This window comes from Pseudomonas sp. EA_35y_Pfl2_R5 (assembly GCF_963970805.1).
Classification (GTDB): Bacteria; Pseudomonadota; Gammaproteobacteria; order Pseudomonadales; family Pseudomonadaceae; genus Aquipseudomonas.
Window position 1 is genome coordinate 649,699 of the sequence record NZ_CAXAOW010000002.1, and the last position, 19,691, is coordinate 669,389.

The following is a 19,691-nucleotide window of genomic DNA, read 5'->3' on the forward strand; positions in this document are numbered from 1 at the left end:
ATGTCGAACTTGAACGCTCGCCCACTGGCCACGCCACTGCTGACGCTGTCCCTGGCGCTCAGCTTGAGCGCGTGCGTCAACCTGCCTGACCAGCGCCTGGCGGTAGAAGCACTGAAGCAGGGCGACCACGCCACTGCCGAACAGCATTTCCGCCAGTTGGCCGAGTTGGGTTATGTCGACGCGCAAATCGGCCTGGCCGATCTGCAGCTGGCCAGCGGCTCCGCAGAAGGTATGGAGCAAGCCGAGCAGACCTACCGCAGTGCCCTCGACGGTTCGCCACGGGCGCAGGCGCGGCTGGGCAAGTTGCTCGCCCGCAAACCCACTGCCAGCACAGCTGAGCGCCGCGAAGCCGCGCAGCTGCTGGAGCAGGCCTTTGCTGCGGGGGAACCGGGCAGCCTGCTGCCGCTGGTGATGCTGTATCTGCAATATCCACAGGATTATCCCGACATGAACGTACAACAACGCCTCACCACCTGGCGCCAACAAGGCCATACCCAAGCCGATCTGGCGCAGATCCTGCTGTACCGCAGCCAGGGCAGCTACGACCAGCATCTGGATGAGATCGAACAGATCTGCCAGGGCCTGATCAACCAGGCCGATGTTTGCTATGTCGAGCTGGCTACCGTGTACCAGAAGCAGGGCAAGACCAAGCAGCAGAAAGCGTTGATCCAACGTCTGATGGCCGGTTACCGCAGCGCCGCGATTCCGGCGCAGCGGGTGGATGCCGTGGCCCAGGTGCTGGCCGACGCCGAACTCGGCAGGCCGGATGAAAGCCAGGCGCAGGAGATGCTCGAAGCCATTGCACCAACTTACCCAGCCGCCTGGGTCAGCCTGGCGCGCCTGCTTTACGACTACCCCGCCCTGGGTGATGTCGAGCAGATGCAGGAATACCTTGAGCAAGGCCGCGCTGCCGCTCTACCACGTGCTGAATTGCTGCTCGGACGCCTGTACTACGAAGGCAAACTGCTGCCACAAGACCCGCAGAAAGCCGAAGAGCACCTGCGCAAGGCTGCGCCCAGCGAGCCCAGCGCCAACTACTTTCTCGGTCAGATCTACCTGCGCGGCTACCTCGGCGACATCTACCCGCAACAGGCCCTCGACCACCTGCTCAGCGCTGCACGCAATGGCCAGATCAACGCCGACTTCGCCCTTGCGCAGATGTATACGCAGGGCAAAGGCATCCAGCCCGACCCGGTTAACGCCTTTGTTTTCAGCCAGCTGGCCTTGCCGAAGAACACACCCCAAGCCACCGAGCTGGCACGCAACAGCGAACAGCAACTAAAGCCCGGCGAGCGCGCCAAGGCTGAGCAGTTACTCGCGGAGGAACGTCAGTTGCGCGGCAGTGCCTGGCAGACCCAACCCACTCTGCAGGCGCACAACCAATGAATTACCGGGCCACGTGCAAACTCAATCCCATCAGCCTTGGCGTGGGCCTGTCCCTACTCTGCGGCAGCCAAGCCTGGGCCGTGCAGATGGACGCCAAGCACTTTGGCGTCGACGTCAAGTTCACCGTGCAGTCGGAAGACGACCGCGACCTTGGCACCCGTGGTGGTGGTGACGCCAATGGCGCGGCCCTCGACCTGCGCCCCTGGGTGCGCGTCCAACGCGGTGACTGGAGTGCCTTCGCCATGGGCCAGGCGGTCGTAGCCAGCGACATCATCCAGACCGATACCCTGGAGTCGTCCACCGGCGAGACCGATGCCAGCCAGACCGATGGCCGCACACGCGAGAAGAACTACCTGGCACTGCGCGAGTTCTGGGTCGACTACGCCGGCCTGACTGACTACCCAGGCGAACACCTGCGCTTGGGCCGACAGCGCCTGCGCAACGAGGACGGGCAATGGCGCGATACCAATATCGAAGCACTGAACTGGCGCTTCGACACCAGCCTGCTAGAGGCCAGCCTCGGGGTCGCGCAGCGCTTTAGTGAGTACCGCACCGACATCGACGAGTTGGCCCCGGAAGACGAGGATCGCCTGCATCTGTTTGCTGATGTTGCCGGTCAATGGCAGCCCGGGCACTGGGTCGGCGTGCGTGTGCATCACTCGCGCGACGATGGCGAACTGGCTGACCCCAATCAGCCCATCGACACGCTGGACAAGCGTGCCAACGGCGACCTCACCTGGCTGGGCCTGCATGCGCATAGCGATGCCTATAACGTGCGCAATCAACAACGCCTCAACTACTGGGCCAGCCTCACCTCGCTGACAGGCGAACGCAACAGCCTCAACAACGACGTCGATGATGGTATTGCTGGCGGCCAGAACAGCACCAATCTCAACGCCTGGGCTACAGACCTGGGCCTGCGCCTGCGCCTTGATCCCAACTGGCAAGTCGGCGCGGCCTACGCCCGCGGCAGTGGCGGCGGCGATGACGACGGCAATGGCAACGACAATTACCGGCAGACCGGCCTGCAGAGTAACCGCTCCACCTTCGCCGGCACCCGCAGCAGCGTGCAGCGCTTCGGCGAGGCCTTCCGTGGTGAGCTGAGCAACCTGCAGGCCGCCACCCTGTTCGGCACCTGGCAGCTGGCTGACGAGTACGAGGCCAGCCTGGTCTACCACCACTTCTGGCGCGTCGACGAGCATCAACAAATCGGGCGCAGCGGCATTAACGCGCGCTTCGATGACCCGCTCGCCGACCTCTCCCCCGCTCCGCAGGTGGCCCTGGTGGATGGTGAGAAGGAGCTCGGCCAGGAGCTGGATCTGGTCGTGACCAAGTACTTCAAGCAAGGCCTGCTGCCTGCAGCCATGAGCGAAGCCATCGATGAGCCGGCAGCCCTGGTGCGTTTTCGCGGCGGCGTATTCAAACCCGGTGATGCTTACGGCAGCGACACCGACTCGCTGATGCATCGCGCCTTTGTCGATGTTATCTGGAAATTCTGAGGACCCTGCGCCATGACGCCACGCCCCAGCAAACTCAAACGCGCCACCGGCATTGCGCTGTTGTGCAGCGGCATTCTGCTCGGCGCGCTGCAACCGGCTGCGCCCTGGATAACCGCAGCCTCTGCCAGCGAGCCACAGTCGCAACAACTCAAGCAAACGCAGAACTACACGGTAACCAGCGCGCCCATTGATGCGTTGCATTTGGACCCACCGCAGCTGCCAGACCTCAGCGGCTATACCCTCGCGGCGGTCGAAGCCAAGATCAAACGCAGCCCAGGCGGCAAAGTCGTGGTGCGGCGCATGCTGCAGCAGGATGCGCTAAAGGACTTTATCGGCGGCAACGAGCGTCTGCGCGAGTGGGTAGCCCGGCAGAAAGGTATGCCCCAGGCAATCTTCGTCGAGGGTGGCTACGTCACCACCCAGGATCTGGCCAACGCCTTGCCGGACAGCCAGTTCAGCGAAGTCGAACCGGGTGTCTACCTGGCCCGCCTGCCCATTGTGGTGGCCCAGGGCGCGACCTTGCATATCGACAAGAGCACCCAGGAACTGCGCCTATCGCAAGAGCGCGGCAGCTTTATGGTCAATGACGGTCAGCTGTTTTTCACCGAAACCAAACTGACGGCCTGGCGCGAAGCCGACAATGGGCCAGCCACCTTCCGCACGCCTAATGAGTTCCGACCTTTTCTGGTGTCCTGGGGTGGCAGCGAGCTGTATATCGCCGCCAGCGTCTTCACCAGCCTGGGCTACAACACCAGCAAGTCCTATGGCGTCAGCATCACCCAGTACACCCCCGGCATGCAGGCCCGTCTAAAACGCCCGGAACCGACTGGCTGGCTGATCGACTCAGAGTTTGTCGACCACTGGTACGGCTTCTACTGCTATGAAGCCGAAAACGTGGTGATCAAGGGCAATACCTACCGCGACAACATCGTTTATGGCATTGACCCGCATGACCGCTCACACGGTTTGATCATTGCCGAGAATACCGTCCACGGCACCCGCAAGAAGCACGGCATCATCATCTCCCGCGAGGTCGACGACAGCTGGATCATCAATAACAAAAGCTATGACAACAAACTCTCCGGCATCGTTATCGACCGTAACAGCGTCAATAACCTGGTGGCCTACAACCATGTGTATGGCAACTACTCAGATGGCATCACCCTTTATGAAAGCTCGGACAACCTACTGTGGGGCAACCGGGTACTGAACAACGCCCGCCACGGCATCCGCTTACGCAACAGCGTGAATATTCGCCTGTATGAAAACCTCGTCGCCGCCAATGGCCTGAGCGGGGTGTATGGGCACATCAAGGATCTCTCCAACACCGACCGCAATATCCAGCTCGACCCCTTCGATACCGAGGTGTCGATGATCGTGGTCGGCGGCACCCTCGCGGCCAATGGTTCCGGCCCTCTGTCTATCGACTCGCCACTATCGGTTGAGCTGTACCGCGTGGAAATGCTCGCCCCGAGTAAAAGCACCGGTATCAGCTTCAGTGGTGTGCTCGGTGACAAACAGGAGGAAATCCTCGATCTGATGGTGCGCCGCCAACTGGCCGTGTTGATCGACCCCGTGGAAAGCCAGGCTGAACTCCAGGATTGAGGAGCAACAACGTGAACACGCACCCTTTTAAACTCCGCCAACTGGCCCTTATTTGCACCTTACTGGGGACTGCCGCTGTACAGGCTGAACCGCAGTATCAAGTCCAGCGTGTCGGCCCACTGTGCCCTATCGCCCAGGACCCGAGCCAATACAACACCAAGTACCTGAGCTTTTTTACTGCGCTGGTACAAGGCCAAGGAGACTGGTTGTTTCGCAGCCGCTATGACCTGCGCACCGACTTTGGCACCACGTCCGCCGGCTACCGTCAGTTCAAACGGCTGCGCGATGCGCTCAAACGAAAAGGCGTGGAACTGCTGATCGTTTATCAACCGACGCGCGGCCTGGTTAACCGCGAAAGACTCACCGCCGAGGAAAAAGCCAAGTTTAATTTCGAGCTGGCCAAGCAGAACTACCTCAAGGCCATCGAGGGCTTCCGCCACGCGGGGATCTGGACCACAGACCTGTCGCCGCTGTTCGATGAACAGGGTGTGGACACCGACTACTACTTCAAGGCCGACCACCACTGGACCCCCGCCGGAGCCGACCGCACCGCCAAACTGGTGGCCACCACGCTCAAGGAAATTCCTGGGTTCGACGCAATTCCCCAGCAACAGTTTGAGAGCACCGTCACCGGCCTGTTGCCCAAGGCCGGCACTCTGCACAAGACCGCTGCGAATTTCTGCGGCACCACCTACGCCACAGAGTATGTGCCGCGCTACGAGACCGCCATACAGGGTGTGGCTAACAGCGACAGCCTGTTCGGCGATGAAGCCGACCCGCAGATTGCCTTGGTCGGCACCAGCAACAGCGGTCCGGCCTACAACTTCGCCGGTTTTCTGCAACAGCACAGCGGCGCTGAAGTACTCAACCGCTCGGTCAGCGGCGGTGGCTTCGACAGCGCCCTGCTGCAATACATGACCAGCCAGGAGTTCCACGACAACCCACCACAGATTCTGATCTGGGAGTTCGCCACCCATTACGACCTGGCGCAGCAAAGTTTTTACCGCCAGGCCGTGCCGCTGGTGGACAACGGCTGTGAAGGCCGCAAGGCCGTAATGAAGAACAAGGTCACCCTCAAACCCGGTGCCAATCAGGTGCTGGTCAACGGTGAGCACAGCCCATTGCAGGACTTGCGCGGTGGCGACTACCAGATCGACCTGACCTTCAGTGACGCCAGTGTGCACGAAGCCCAGGCCACGCTCTGGTACCTCACCGGCCGCCGCGAAAACTTCAAACTCGAACAGAGCGAACGCGCGCCCACCGACGGCCGCTACGTCTTCGAGCTGCGCAACGACGCCGACTGGGTTGACCTCAACCTGCTCGCCCTGGACATCCAAAGCCCGGAAAACATGCCGGCCAACCTCAGTGTCGAGGCGACCCTGTGCAAGCGCCCCAGCGCTGACAGCAAAGCCCTTACGGCGCATGCCCAATGAACATGAAACCACGTCCACATAGGGTATTCGTCCCCTGCCTGCTGGGTGCCGCGCTGTACAGCCAAGCGCTGCTCGCCACCGACCTGGTGCCGCCTGCTGGCTACTACGCGCCGGTAACGGTTACCGAAAAGCAGGCCAAGGCCTGCCCAGCGACGCCGCCGCCCTACACCGACAAGCTGGTATTTCGCAGCAAGTACGAAGGTTCAGGCAAAGCTCGCGCCACCCTTAATCTCGACTCGGAAAAGGCCTTTCGCAGCAAAACCGCGGCCATCACCGAGATGGAGCGCGGGGTCAATCGATTCATCATGCGGTACATGCGTGATGGTCAACCTGCGCAGCTCGAATGTGCCCTGCAGTGGCTGAACGACTGGGCAGAGGCCGACGCGTTGCTCAGCGGCGAGTACAACCACACCGGCAAATCGGTGCGCAAATGGGCGCTGGGCAGCCTGGCCTCGGCCTACCTGCGTCTGAAGTTTTCGACTTCGCAGCCGCTGGCGGCCTATGCGCAGCAAAGCCAAATAATCGAAGCCTGGTTCATCAAGATGGCCGAAAACACCGTGCATGACTGGAGCGATCTGCCACTGAAGAAGATCAACAACCACAGCTACTGGTCCGCCTGGTCGGTCATGGCCACCGCCATCGCCACCAACCGCCGCGACCTGTTTGATTGGTCAGTGGCGCAGTTTCGCGTAGGCGCCAACCAGGTTGACGCCGACGGCTATCTACCCAACGAACTGAAGCGCAGCCAACGCGCGCTGGCCTACCACAACTACAGCCTGCCGCCACTGATGATGATCGCCGCCTTCGCCCAGGCCAACGGTGTCGACCTGCGTGCGGAAAATCAGGGCGCATTGCAGCGCTTGGCTGAGCGTGTACTGCGCGGGGTGGATAACCCAGACGAATTTGCCAGCAAGACCGGCGAGAAACAGGACATGGAAGACCTGAAGAAAACCAACAAATACGCCTGGCTCGCGCCCTATTGCGCGCTCTATGCGTGTTCGACCGACGCCCAGGCGCTGCAGCAGAGCATGGGCCCGTTCAAGACATTTCGCCTCGGCGGCAACGTCAGCCAGGTGTTCGAGCGCAAACACGCCAAAGGCAGTTGATTGGCACGCGCAGGCGAGCATTTCGCCCTAGCGCTAGTACGTCGGTAAACCCGTCCGCGGACGGGGTGAAACAAGCCTCCCGCGCGCGGGGGGAAAGGGGGGCTTGCGAGCCCCGGAGAGTGCTACTCAACGGAGACATACGGATGGTCTTTTCATCCAACATATTCCTGTTCCTGTTTCTGCCGATTTTTCTCGGCTTGTATTACTTGAGCAGTAATCGCTATCGCAATTTGCTGATTCTGATTGGCAGCTACGCCTTCTACGCCTGGTGGCGGGTGGATTTTCTCCTGCTGTTCGTTGCCGTCACCCTGTGGAATTACATCTTTGGCCTGCGCATCTATACCGCAGGTGTACGCAGCAAAGCGGCGCAGCGCTGGGTGCTATGGGGGGTGGCCGGCAACCTGGCGACCCTGGGCTACTTCAAGTACGCCAACTTTGGTATGGAAAATATCAACAAGGTGATGGAGGCGGCCGGCTTGGAGCCGTTCCTGCTGACCCATGTGATCCTGCCGATCGGCATCTCCTTCTATATTTTCCAGTCGATCAGCTACCTGATCGATGTCTACCGCGGCGACACCAAACCGACGGAAAACCTGATCAACTTCGCGGCGTTTATCGCCCTGTTTCCGCAGCTGATTGCAGGCCCGGTGCTGCGCTACAAGGATCTCGCCGACCAGTTCACCGACCGCACCCACAGCCTCGACAAGTTCAGCGAAGGCGCGACGCGCTTTATGCAGGGCTTCGTCAAAAAGGTATTTATCGCCGACAGCCTGGCGCCGCTGGTTGATCACTGTTTTGCGCTCAGCAACCCGAGTACCGGCGATGCCTGGCTAGGCATGATCGCCTACACCGCGCAGCTGTACTTCGATTTCTCCGGTTACAGCGACATGGCCATTGGCCTGGGCTTGATGATGGGTTTTCGCTTTATGGAGAACTTCAACCAGCCCTATATCAGCCAATCGATCACCGAATTCTGGCGGCGCTGGCATATCAGCCTGTCGACCTGGCTGCGCGACTACCTTTACGTGCCGCTGGGTGGTAACCGCAACGGTACCTTCAACACTTACCGCAACCTGTTTCTGACCATGCTGCTGGGCGGCTTTTGGCACGGCGCCAACTGGACGTTCCTGATCTGGGGCGCCTGGCATGGCATGTGGCTGGCCATCGAACGCGCGCTGGGGGTGAACGCCGCGCCTAAGGTGATCAACCCGCTGAAATGGCTGTTCACGTTTTTCCTGGTGATGCTCGGTTGGGTGATCTTCCGCGCCGAGAACCTTGATGTGGCCTGGCGGATGTACAGCGCCATGTTCAGCTTCAACGGCTGGCAGCTCAGCGAGCTCAACCGCGCAAACATCAGTGATCTACAAATCGCCACTCTGCTGCTGGCCTATGCGGTTCTGGCGTTCTGCGGTCTGCGCCAGTTCTATCGGCACAACGCAGCGGGTACACGGGCCAACGGCACAGCGACCGATCAGCTGCGCATCGTCAAGGCGGTGCCGGGCGACGAGCCAGGCCTGGTAGTCGGCAGCGGCGGCGTGCTGGTGCAGCAACCGACCTGGACGATGGCAATCCCCCGCTACCTGGTTCGCGGCGCGCTGTTGCTGCTGTTCTGCATGTCGGTGCTGAAGCTCTCGGCGCAGAGCTATTCGCCCTTCCTCTATTTCCAATTTTGAGTAGGCCGACCATGACGCGTCCATTACGCAAACTCTATGTCGCACTGTTTCTCAGCGTACTGCTCCTGCTGTTCGGGTGGTCTATGCGCGGGGTGCTGAGCTATGACGCACCCAAGCAGTTCACTGTGCTTGACGGCGGCTTGGCGAAAACCTTCGAAAGCCATTACGACGAGCACTTCCCGGTCAAGACCCTCGGTACCAGCCTGTGGGCCGGCCTGGACTACCTGCTGTTCAATGAAGGCCGCCCAGGCGTACAGATTGGCGAGCAGGGCTGGCTGTACTCCGATGAGGAGTTCAAACCAGAAGCCGACGGCCCGCTGCACATCCGCGAGAACCTGGCGTTGATCAAGGGCGTGCGCGATGAGCTGGCACAGCATGATGTGCTGTTACTGCTGGCCATCGTGCCGAGCAAGGCGCGGCTGTACCCGGAATTTGTCGGAGATAATCAGACCAGCGTCCTGCGCCAGGACCTTTATCAGCGCTTCCTCAACGAAGTACGCACAGCCGATATTGCCGCACCAGAACTGCTGAGCAGCTTGCAAGCCGGCAAAGCCAACGGCGCGATGTTCCTGCGCACCGACACCCACTGGACGCCAGAAGGCGCCGACCTGGTCGCCCAGCAACTGAGCAGCACGCTCAAGCGCAGCATCACCCTCGCGGGCGAGCCGCAGGTATTTATCACCCAGGCCAGCCCAGTCAAAGCCTATAAGGGCGACCTCACCCGCTTTCTGCCATTGGAGCCGCTGTTCAGCCACCTGCTGCCGCCGCCCGATCAATTGCGCCGCAACAAAACCCAGGCTGCCGAGCAGGCCGCGGGCACCGACGCCTTGTTCAGCGACAGCGAGATGCCCGTGGCTCTGGTCGGCACCAGCTACAGCGCCAACCCTGCCTGGAATTTTGCCGGCGCGCTGCGTCAGCACCTGCAACGCGACTTGAGCAACCACGCCGAAGATGGCCAGGGGCCGATGGTACCGATGCTCAAGTACCTGCAAAGCGATGAGCTGAAAAATGCGCCGCCGCAGTTGGTGATCTGGGAGTTCCCCGAACGCTACCTGCCCATGGCCAACGATTTGAGTGCCTTCGATGCACAGTGGCTAAGCGCACTTAAACAATCCGACGGTAACCGCCACCTGGTCGCCAGCGACCAGCACTAAAGCATGCCGCCAACTCTGCGGTACGACCTACCGCTTTATTAACCCACAGGGAGTACTACTCATGCACAGAACCACCTCAACCCACTGGATGCTTTATGCCTGCACACTCGTGCTAAGCCTCGCCAGCTTCACCGCAACGGCTGGCGAAGGCGGCTTATATGCGCCCACCGCACCCAAAGGTTCAGCGTTTATCCGCGGCTATAACGCCAGTAACAGCGAGCTCAACTTCAGCGTCGGCAATACCAAGCTAGACGATATTGCGCCCCTGGCCTCGAGTGATTTCAGCTTTCTGCCGGCAGGCAGTTACAGCGCCCAGGTCGGCAGCAACAACCTGCAGGTGGACCTTGAGGCCGAGCGTTTCTACACCCTGGTCAGCCAGGTCGGCGAACCGCCCAAGCTGGTCAGCGAGGAACCTTTCGATAACAAACGCAAGGCACTGCTGAGGGTGCAAAACCTTTCGGACAGCACCCTCAGCCTGAAAACTGCCGACGGTAAACCGGTGGTCGAGGGCGTGGCGCCAGATGCCAACGGCCAGCGTGAAGTGAACCCGGTCAAGGTAAACCTGGCGCTGTTCGATGGCGACCGTAAGGTCAGCGATCTCAAACCCGTCACCCTGGCCCGCGGTGAAGTGGTGTGCCTGTACATCACAGGCAGCGGCAACGCGCTCTCACCGGTATGGGTCAAGCGCCCGGCAAGAACCGAATAAACACCCGGACAAGTACAAGTGCTGGCAATGACCAGCGCAGCAAAGCAGCGTCTTTCGCAGTAGACGTTTTGGAGTACCCCCCAGCGCTGCTTACCAGCCTGGGTAACAGGGCCCGTCCGGCCACAAGCCGGCAACCCAACCAACCAAAAGTGCTTTAGGAGTACATGCAATGATTCCAGTAATTCTTTCCGGCGGAAGCGGTTCACGTCTGTGGCCACTCTCGCGCAAACAGTATCCCAAGCAGTTTCTCGCCCTTACCGGCAGCGACACGCTGTTCCAGCAAACTATCAAGCGCCTGCGTTTCGCCGGCATGCAGGCCCCGGTACTGGTGTGCAACCTGGAGCACCGTTTTATCGTGCACGAGCAGCTCAGTACCCAGCAGCTGGAAACCCAGACCATTCTGCTTGAACCTTTTGGCCGCAACACCGCGCCGGCCGTAGCCATCGCGGCCATGCAGCTGCTCGCCGAAGGCCGTGACGAACTACTGTTGGTCCTCCCTGCCGATCATGTGCTGGACGATCAGGCTGCTTTCCAGGCTGCCTTGCAGCTGGCCAGCAGCGCGGCAGAGAAAGGCGAGATGGTGCTCTTCGGCATCCCCGCCAACCGCCCAGAAACCGGCTATGGCTATATCAAGTCAGAGGCAGACCCGGCGCTGCCAGAAGGCATTATTCGCGTCGCCAAATTCGTCGAAAAACCTGATGAAGCGCGTGCCCGCGAGTTCGTTGCCAGCGGTGACTATTACTGGAACAGCGGCATGTTCCTGTTCCGCGCCAGCCGTTACCTCGAAGAGCTGAAAAAGCACGACGCCGATATCTATGACACGTGCCTGCTGGCGCTGGAACGCAGTCAAATCGACGGTCGCCAGGTGACCATCGATGCCGCCACCTTCGCCTGCTGCCCGGATAACTCCATCGATTACACGGTGATGGAAAAAACCACCCGCGCCTGCGTAGTGCCGCTGGATGCCGGCTGGAATGATGTCGGCAGCTGGTCATCGATCTGGGACGTGCATGACAAGGACAAGGACGGCAACGTGCTGTCCGGCGATGTGATGATGCATGACAGCCATAATTGCCTGGTGCATGGCAACGGCAAGCTGGTCTCGGTGATCGGTGTGGAAGACATCGTGGTGGTGGAAACCAAGGACGCCACCATGATCGTGCACAAAGACCGCGTGCAGGACGTCAAGACCATGGTCAACCAGCTCGACGCAAACGGCCGCAGCGAAACCCAGAACCACTGCCACGTCTATCGCCCCTGGGGCTCCTATGACTCGGTGGACATGGGCGGGCGTTTCCAGGTCAAACACATCACGGTCAACCCTGGTGCCACCCTGTCCCTGCAGATGCATCACCACCGCGCCGAGCACTGGATCGTGGTATCCGGCACCGCCGAGGTGACCTGCGATGACAAAGTCTTCCTGCTCACCGAAAACCAATCCACCTACATCCCCATGACCGCGGTGCATCGCCTGAGCAACCCAGGCAAGATCCCCCTGGAAATCATCGAAGTGCAATCGGGCAGCTACCTGGGTGAAGACGACATCCAGCGCCTGGATGATGTCTACGGGCGCAGCCAAACCTCCACCCTCAGCCTCGCTGCGAGCTGACGCACAACCGCCAGCCCTGCACAGGGGCTGGCGGGCCAAAGCATGTACCCAGCCGCCCGGCCTTGTGTAGGATGAACGTCTGTTTATCGACCAAGGCCATCTACTCCCATGCTATTCGGCGCAATCCTGGTACTAAGCTGGTTGATCCTGCTAATCCGCTACCCGAGCAAGGCACTGCCGATTTCTCTCGGCGCGCTGATCGGCCTGGGCCTGGTCGCCAGCTGGGTGCTGTGGCAGGAAAGCCGCGAAAACCGCCATCTGGCCCACCTCGAATTACGCCTTGATTACGCCCCCGAGCGCTGCCCGGCGGATCGCCCGCTAGCCCTGAATTTGAAGAACGACAGCGAAGCCGCACTGCTTAAGCTGCAATGGCAGATCGCCGCATACCGTCCCGGCGACCGCATTAATCTGGCCGAGCGTTTATATGAAACACCACGCTACAGCGGCCCCGGCGATTTGCAACCCGGCGCCGACTGGCAAACCTGCCTGCCGCTGCCAACGCTACGCAGCGGCTACCGTTCCAGCACCCTGGAGTTTCGCGCCGAGCGCCTGCAAGGCAGCTTTGCCCATTAAGCCCGCATAACAACCATAAGGAGCGGTGCATGCGCCAACCCAACGTATTGATCACCGGATGTTCCAGCGGCATTGGCCGCGCCCTGGCCGAGGTGTTCCAGCACGCCGGTTATCAGGTGTGGGCCACCGCGCGTAAGGCCGAAGACCTGGCAGCCCTGAGCGAAGCCGGGTTCCACGCTATCCAGCTGGATGTCAATGACGGCCTCGGGCTGGGTCAACTGGCAGAGCGCCTTAAAGCCGAGATCGGCGGTCTCGACGTGCTGATCAACAACGCCGGCTACGGGGCCATGGGCCCGCTGCTCGATGGCGGCGTCGAGGCCATGCGCAAGCAGTTCGAGACCAACGTGTTCGCGCTGATCGGCGTGACCCGCGCGCTGTTCCCCCTGCTACGCCAAAACAAGGGCCTGGTGGTGAATATCGGCAGCGTCTCCGGCGTGCTGGTGACTCCCTTCGCCGGGGCCTACTGCGCCTCCAAGGCCGCGGTACACGCCCTCTCCGATGCCCTGCGCCTGGAGCTGGCCCCCTTCTCGATCGAGGTGATGGAAGTGCAGCCCGGCGCGATCGCCTCCAGCTTCGGGACCAACGCCAGCCAGCAGGCCGAACGGCTGATCGACGAAGCCTCGCCCTGGTGGCCGATCCGCGACGGCATCCGCGCCCGCGCCAACGCCTCACAAGACAACCCCACCCCCACCAGCCACTTTGCCCGCAACCTGCTCGCCGCCGTGCAAAGCAAATCCCGCCCTAACCTGATCCGTCTGGGCAATGGCAGCCGTAGCATGCCGTTGCTCGCCGCCCTGGTGCCCAAGCGTCTGCTCGAAGCCGTGCTGAAGAAACGCTTCGGCCTAAACCGCAGCCTTTAGGAGCACACGCCTTATGCGCGAGCCAAGCCCCAACAGCGTCGCGGTTACCCGCCTGGCCCTTGGCGGCGTGGTGGCGGTTATCGTGCTTAACCTGCTGCTGCGCACCTTCGTCAAACTCGGCGGGCTGTTTAGCACGGTGTTGATCGCCGCATTGGTGGCCGCCGGCATGACCCTGTGGTTCTCCTGGCGCAACCGCCGCGCGCCCCTGCAAGGCGAACGCCGCCGTCTGCTCGCCCTCTACGGCGGCATACTGGCCCTGCTGTATCTGGGTTTATTGGCGATGATGGCGCTGCAGGACAACCCGAGCCCCATGGGACTGCTGATCTTTGGCCTGCACTACTTTTGTTATCCGCTAATGGCCTGGCTATTTCTCACTAAGGGTTTTGCCAAACGCAGTGAATAACTGCGCAAACGCCCCAAAACAGGAACACCCATGTCGGTCACCCGCCTTGTCAGCATGACGGCACTCGCGTTGATCGCCTTCGCCGCCAACTCCCTGCTGTGTCGAGCAGCGCTCGCCGACGGCAGCATTGATGCCGCGAGCTTTACCAGCATTCGTCTGATTGCCGGAGCCGCAGTGCTCTGGCTGATCGTACGCATCCGCGCCGGCAGCGCGATTGGCAAAGGCAACTGGCTATCGGCGCTGGCCCTGTTTGCCTATGCCGCCGGCTTTTCCTTCGCCTACCTCGAACTGTCGACGGCCACTGGCGCCCTGCTGCTGTTCGGTGCGGTGCAAAGCACCATGATCGGTTACGGCCTGTACCGCGGCGAACGCCTGCGGCTACCTCAGCTCGGCGGCTTGTTGCTGGCGATTGGTGGGCTTGTCGGCCTGCTCCTGCCAGGCATCTCGGCCCCGCCGCCACTGGCCTCGGCACTGATGCTGGGCGCGGGGATAGCCTGGGGCATCTACTCGCTGCGTGGCAAAGGTGCAGGCGATCCGCTGCAAGTCACCGCCGGCAATTTCCTTCGAGCGGTGCCTATTGCCTTGTTTCTGAGCGTCGTGATGCTCGGTGATATCTCGCTGCAGCACTGGGCCGGAATTGGCTACGCCATCGCCTCGGGCGCACTGGCCTCCGGGCTGGGCTATGCCGTCTGGTACAGCGCATTGCCGGCCTTAAAAGCCAGCACCGCCGCCAGCGTGCAACTCAGCGTACCGGTAATCGCCGCCCTGGGCGGTGTGGTGCTGCTCGCCGAACCACTCAGCCTGCGTATGCTGCTGGCCTCCCTGGCCATACTCGGCGGCATCGCACTGGTGATTCTGACAGGGCACGGAGCCCGTAGGATGGGTTGAGCAACGCGATACCCATCGACAATCACGCGATCAAACCGTCAGCCGCCCGGGTAAGGACCTTGGCGGCTATCACCGCGCTCCACCTGCGCGGCCCGCCCCATCCTACGAGTGCCACTCCAGCCTAGCGTTTGATGGTCTTCAGCAAATCTTCCGGGGTGATATAGCCCACCGCGCCGCTCTGAGTCTGGGCGCTGCCCGGCTGTGGCTGATGGAGGATATGGCCTTTCATCTTGCCGATGATGTGCATCTCGCACGGTTTGCAGTCGAATTTCAGGGTCAGCACTTCGTCCTGATGGATCAGCTGCATGTCCGACACTTTGGTGCGCACGCCAGTGACGCCCTTCGCCTGTTTCGGGCACAGGTTGAAGGAGAAGCGCAGGCAGTGCTTGGTGATCATCACCGGCACTTCGCCCGCCTCTTCGTGGGCCTCGTAGGCCGCGTCGATCAGTTGCACGCCGTAACGCTTGTAGAAAGTGCGAGCCTTGTCGTTGTAAACGTTGGCCAGGAACGTCAGGTGCGACTCCGGGTACACCGGCGCCGGCACGCTGACCGGCTTGCGCCCGCCACGTGGATGTACCGCAACGCGCGCCTGGGTCAGCGCCTCAATGGCCTCGCGGCGCAGGGCCTTGAGCTGCGAGCCGGGGATAAACGGCACGGCCTCGCAGTCGATCTGCACGCCGGTGCTGTAGTACATCGTGGTACCCAGCTTGCTCAGGGTGTCAGCCAGTTGCTCACGGGACTGCTCGGCATCCTTGGCGGAGGCGAACGGCCCAGGCAGGCTGACATTAGCCACCACGCCCTCTTCGCTGGTGACACTCAGCTGCAACTGATCACCCTGCAATGCCACTTGCCAGCTAACCGCGACACGGCGCTCGGCCGAGGTTTTCTGCAGGGCCTGTTGCCAGTTGTGATCAAGGTTGCGATTGAGCGGGTGCTGCGGACGCACGCGCTGCATGGCCTCGGGCATTTCGTTGGGCTCGACGCGGTAGCGGTAGCGCTTCTCGCCGTCTTCTTCAAACTCGCCTTTCAGCTCGCAGATGTTGCTGCGAAAGCCCACCACTTCGCGCTTGATCAGCACGTTCAGACCATCGCCGTTGGACAGCGGCGTGTCGGTGACGGCAATCAGGTCACGCTTGCCGACTTTCTCAACGTAGCCCACCGACAACCCGGTGAAGGTCGGCGAATCGAACGCGCCGATATCCACTTTGCGATCCGTCACAAAGTAGTCGGTGCTACCACGGTGGAAGGTTTTGTCGGTATCCGGGGTAAAGAAGTGCTCGGTGCGACCGCTGGCCGCGCGGGCCAGGTGCGGGCGCTGTTCGAGAATGGCGTCGAGCTCGCGGCGGTAGTGCGCGGTGATGTTCTTCACGTAGCTCATGTCCTTGTAGCGCCCTTCGATCTTGAACGAGCGCACGCCGGCATCGACCAGATGAATCAAGTTGTCGGTCTGGTTGTTGTCCTTCATCGACAACAGGTGCTTATCAAAGGCCACCACGCGGCCCTGATCATCTTTCAAAGTGTACGGCAGGCGGCAGGCCTGCGAGCAATCGCCCCGGTTGGCGCTGCGCCCGTTCTGCGCGTGGGAGATATTGCACTGCCCGGAGAACGCCACGCACAACGCGCCGTGGATAAAGAACTCGACCGCCGAATCGACGTTCTTGCAGATGTTGCTGATCTCTTGCAGGTTCAGCTCACGGGCCAACACCAGCTGGGAGAAGCCAGCTTTGTCGAGGAAACGGGCTTTCTCCAGGGTGCGGATATCGCACTGGGTGCTGGCGTGAATCTCGATAGGCGGCAGGTCCATCTCCATCACGCCCATGTCCTGCACGATCAGCGCATCGATGCCGGCCTCGTAGAGCTGCCAGATCATCTGCCGCGCCGGTTCCAGCTCATCCTCATGCAGGATGGTGTTGAGGGTGACAAACACCCGCGCATGGAACAGGTGGGCAAACTGCACCAGATCGGCAATGTCCGCCACGCTGTTGCTGGCATTGTGCCGCGCGCCAAAGCCGGGGCCACCGATGTACACCGCGTCGGCCCCATGCAGGATGGCTTCCTTGGCAATGGCGGTATCGCGCGCAGGGCTGAGCAGTTCGAGGTGGTGCTTGGGCAGGGACATGGCGTGGGCATCGAGGCAGTCAATCAAGCCGAGCATTTTACCCCTAAAGCAGATTTTATATGTGGCCGCTGAGCAGTCGCCCCAACACTGTATAGGCATACAGACAAAAGCCCGCGTAGAATTGCCCGCTCAACACGACCTGAGAACAACACGGTGGATCTACAACAGGGCTTTATCCTCACCCGCCACTGGCGTGACACGCCGGCCGGGACGCAGGTGGAGTTCTGGCTGGCCACCGACCACGGCCCGCGACATATCCGCTTGCCGCTGCAACCCTCGGTGGCGTTTATCCCGGCCGAGCAGCGCACACAGGCCGAGGCGCTACTGGCCAACGAAAGCGGCGCTGAGCTGCGCCCGCTGGCGCTCAAGGACTTTCAGCAGCGCCCGGTGCTGGGGCTGTATTGCCAGCAGCATCGCCAGTTGATTGACCTCGACAAACGCCTACGCCGCGCTGGCGTGACGGTGTACGAGGCCGATGTGCGCCCGCCCGAGCGCTACCTGATGGAGCGCTTTATCACCGCACCGGTGCTGTTCGCCGGCACGCCCGATGCGAACGGCCTGCTGCTGGACGCGCAGATCAAACCCTGTAGCGACTACCGCCCCACCCTCAAGCTGGCCTCGCTGGATATCGAAACCAATGCCTTCGGCGAGCTGTACTCCATCGCCATCGAAGGTTGCGGCCAGCGCAACGTGTATATGCTCGGACGCGCGCCCGAACAGCCGCCAGCGGTGGATTTTCAGCTGGAGTACTGCGTCAGCCGTGAGCAGTTGCTCGACCGCCTCAACCACTGGATGGCGCAGCACGACCCGGACGCGATCATCGGCTGGAACCTGGTGCAGTTCGACCTGCGCGTGCTGCACGAACACGCCCGTCGCCTGGCCATCCCGCTGCGTCTGGGCCGCGATGGCAGTGAGATGCAGTGGCGCGAGCATGGCAGCGGCAACGGCCACTTCTTCGCCGATGCAGCGGGCCGGCTGATTATTGATGCCATCGAAACACTGCGCTCGGCGACCTGGAGCTTCCCCTCGTTCAGCCTGGAAAACGTCGCGCAAACCCTGCTCGGCGAGGGCAAAGACATCTCCACGCCCTACCAACGCATGGACGAAATCGACCGCATGTTCCGCGAGGACAAACCCGCCCTGGCACGCTACAACCTGCGCGACTGCGAGCTGGTCACGCGGATCTTCGGCAAGACGGCGATCCTCGACTTCCTCCTCGAACGCGCCACGGTCACCGGCCTGCCCGCCGACCGTAACGGCGGCTCGGTGGCGGCCTTCGAGCATCTGTATATGCCGCTGATGCACCGTCGTGGTTTTGTTGCGCCGAACCTCGGTGACAACCCGCCGCAGGCCAGCCCCGGCGGTTTTGTCATGGACTCGCAGCCAGGACTATACGAGTCGGTACTGGTGCTCGACTACAAGAGCCTGTATCCGTCGATTATTCGCAGCTTTCTGATCGACCCGGTGGGGCTGATCGAAGGCCTGCGCCAGCCGGATGACGTCCACTCGGTGCCGGGCTTTCGCGGCGCACGCTTCTCGCGCAGCGAGCATTGCCTGCCAGCGATTGTCGAGCGCGTGTGGCAGGGCCGCGAAGCCGCCAAACGCGAGCACAACGCGCCGCTGTCACAAGCGTTGAAGATCATCATGAACGCCTTCTACGGCGTGCTCGGTTCCAGCGGCTGCCGCTTCTTCGACACGCGCCTGGCCTCCTCCATCACCCTGCGCGGCCACGAGATCATGGCCCGCACCCGCGCGCTGATCGAGGCCGAAGGCTACGCGGTGATCTATGGCGACACCGACTCCACCTTCGTCTGGCTGCAACGCCTGCATGACGAAGCCGATGCAGCGCAGATTGGCCGCGCTCTGGTGGCCAAGGTCAATGCCTGGTGGGCTGAACATCTACAGAGCGAATACGGTCTGAGCAGCGCCCTGGAACTGCAATACGAAACCCACTACAGCCGCTTTCTGATGCCGACTATTCGCGGCGCCGAAGAAGGCAGCAAAAAGCGCTATGCAGGGATGATCAGCCGCGCCGACGGCAGCCACGAGATGGTCTACAAAGGCCTGGAAACCGTACGCAGCGACTGGTCGCCGCTGGCTCAGCAGTTTCAGCGCGAGCTATATGAGCGCATCTTCCTCAACCAGCCCTACCAGGGTTATATCCGCGACTATGTCGAACGCACCCTGAATGGCGAGCTGGATGAGCTGCTGGTCTACCGCAAGCGCCTGCGTCGCACACTCACAGACTACGAGCGCAACGTACCGCCGCATGTGCGCGCCGCACGCCTGGCCGACGAATACAACGCGGCGCACGGCCGGCCGCTGCAATACCAACGCGGCGGCTGGATCAGTTACGTGATCACCACCGCCGGCCCACAACCGCTGGAAGCGCGCAACGCCGCCATCGACTACGACCACTACCTGACCCGCCAATTACAGCCGGTGGCCGACGCCATCCTGCCGTTTGTCGATGATGACTTTGTCACCTTGATTGGTGGTCAGTTGGGGTTGTTCTGAGTATGTCAATAGCCCGGGTATCGCCGCAGTGATCGCAACACGACAATCCTGAGGCGAAAAACTGGCTTAGCGCTTCTAACGAAATATCGGGCCCGCTGTTCTGGCGGCCTGTCCGCATAAATGTATATTCTCAATGCCGACCTACTGACTGGGTCCTCTA

15 protein-coding genes are annotated in these 19,691 nt (G+C 61.5%); 14 read left to right on the forward strand and 1 reads right to left on the reverse strand.

The genetic code is table 11. The features are described 5' to 3' along the window. From algK to AACX99_RS07035, 13 genes are all read left to right on the forward strand, one after another. Window positions 1-1,386 carry an alginate biosynthesis TPR repeat lipoprotein AlgK gene (gene algK, locus AACX99_RS06975; protein WP_339410506.1) on the forward strand — a complete coding sequence of 462 codons (1,386 nt, stop codon included), beginning with the start codon at window positions 1-3 and terminating at the stop codon, window positions 1,384-1,386. Further along, the gene (locus tag AACX99_RS06980) at window positions 1,383-2,885 is read left to right on the forward strand and encodes an alginate export family protein (RefSeq protein ID WP_339410507.1); all 1,503 of its coding nucleotides are present in this window, start codon (window positions 1,383-1,385) and stop codon (window positions 2,883-2,885) included. Before algK ends, AACX99_RS06980 begins: the two co-directional genes overlap by 4 nt. A 12-nt stretch (window positions 2,886-2,897) precedes the next feature. After that, entirely contained in the window at window positions 2,898-4,490 is a 1,593-nt protein-coding gene (gene algG, locus AACX99_RS06985) for a mannuronan 5-epimerase AlgG (RefSeq protein ID WP_339410509.1), read from the forward strand. Between the two features lie 11 nt (window positions 4,491-4,501). Continuing rightward, window positions 4,502-5,923 carry an alginate O-acetyltransferase gene (locus AACX99_RS06990; RefSeq protein WP_445261841.1) on the forward strand — a complete coding sequence of 474 codons (1,422 nt, stop codon included), beginning with the start codon at window positions 4,502-4,504 and terminating at the stop codon, window positions 5,921-5,923. A gap of 2 nt (window positions 5,924-5,925) precedes the next feature. Next, window positions 5,926-7,029: a mannuronate-specific alginate lyase gene (locus tag AACX99_RS06995; protein ID WP_339410592.1), complete on the forward strand. Its 1,104-nt coding sequence runs from the start codon at window positions 5,926-5,928 to the stop codon at window positions 7,027-7,029. Window positions 7,030-7,172: 143 nt separating this feature from the next. Next, window positions 7,173-8,702: an MBOAT family O-acyltransferase gene (locus tag AACX99_RS07000; protein WP_339410511.1), complete on the forward strand. Its 1,530-nt coding sequence runs from the start codon at window positions 7,173-7,175 to the stop codon at window positions 8,700-8,702. An 11-nt stretch (window positions 8,703-8,713) separates the two neighbouring features. Then, window positions 8,714-9,856, forward strand: coding sequence for an alginate O-acetyltransferase (locus tag AACX99_RS07005; protein WP_339410513.1), 1,143 nt, complete (start codon window positions 8,714-8,716; stop codon window positions 9,854-9,856). A 61-nt stretch (window positions 9,857-9,917) separates the two neighbouring features. Further along, a complete protein-coding gene (locus AACX99_RS07010; protein ID WP_339410515.1) occupies window positions 9,918-10,562 on the forward strand; it encodes an alginate O-acetyltransferase AlgF in 645 nt (214 codons plus the stop codon). 169 nt (window positions 10,563-10,731) lie between these two features. After that, window positions 10,732-12,171 carry a mannose-1-phosphate guanylyltransferase/mannose-6-phosphate isomerase gene (locus tag AACX99_RS07015; protein WP_339410516.1) on the forward strand — a complete coding sequence of 480 codons (1,440 nt, stop codon included), beginning with the start codon at window positions 10,732-10,734 and terminating at the stop codon, window positions 12,169-12,171. Between the two features lie 108 nt (window positions 12,172-12,279). Then, window positions 12,280-12,744, forward strand: a complete 465-nt coding sequence (locus AACX99_RS07020; RefSeq protein WP_339410518.1) for a multidrug transporter — start codon at window positions 12,280-12,282, stop codon at window positions 12,742-12,744. Window positions 12,745-12,773: 29 nt separating this feature from the next. Further along, window positions 12,774-13,604: an SDR family oxidoreductase gene (locus tag AACX99_RS07025; RefSeq protein ID WP_339410519.1), complete on the forward strand. Its 831-nt coding sequence runs from the start codon at window positions 12,774-12,776 to the stop codon at window positions 13,602-13,604. 13 nt (window positions 13,605-13,617) lie between these two features. After that, window positions 13,618-14,007: a hypothetical protein gene (locus AACX99_RS07030; protein ID WP_339410520.1), complete on the forward strand. Its 390-nt coding sequence runs from the start codon at window positions 13,618-13,620 to the stop codon at window positions 14,005-14,007. 30 nt (window positions 14,008-14,037) lie between these two features. After that, window positions 14,038-14,895, forward strand: a complete 858-nt coding sequence (locus AACX99_RS07035; RefSeq protein ID WP_339410522.1) for a DMT family transporter — start codon at window positions 14,038-14,040, stop codon at window positions 14,893-14,895. A gap of 121 nt (window positions 14,896-15,016) precedes the next feature. Here the strand turns inward: AACX99_RS07035 and AACX99_RS07040 are convergent, their stop codons facing one another. Beyond that, window positions 15,017-17,014 carry a peptidase U32 family protein gene (locus AACX99_RS07040; RefSeq protein ID WP_339410593.1) on the reverse strand — a complete coding sequence of 666 codons (1,998 nt, stop codon included), beginning with the start codon at window positions 17,012-17,014 and terminating at the stop codon, window positions 15,017-15,019. Window positions 17,015-17,167: 153 nt separating this feature from the next. On the opposite strand from AACX99_RS07040, the gene AACX99_RS07045 reads away from it, so the two are divergent. Next, a complete protein-coding gene (locus tag AACX99_RS07045; protein ID WP_339410523.1) occupies window positions 17,168-19,531 on the forward strand; it encodes a DNA polymerase II in 2,364 nt (787 codons plus the stop codon). Window positions 19,532-19,691 lie beyond the last annotated feature (160 nt).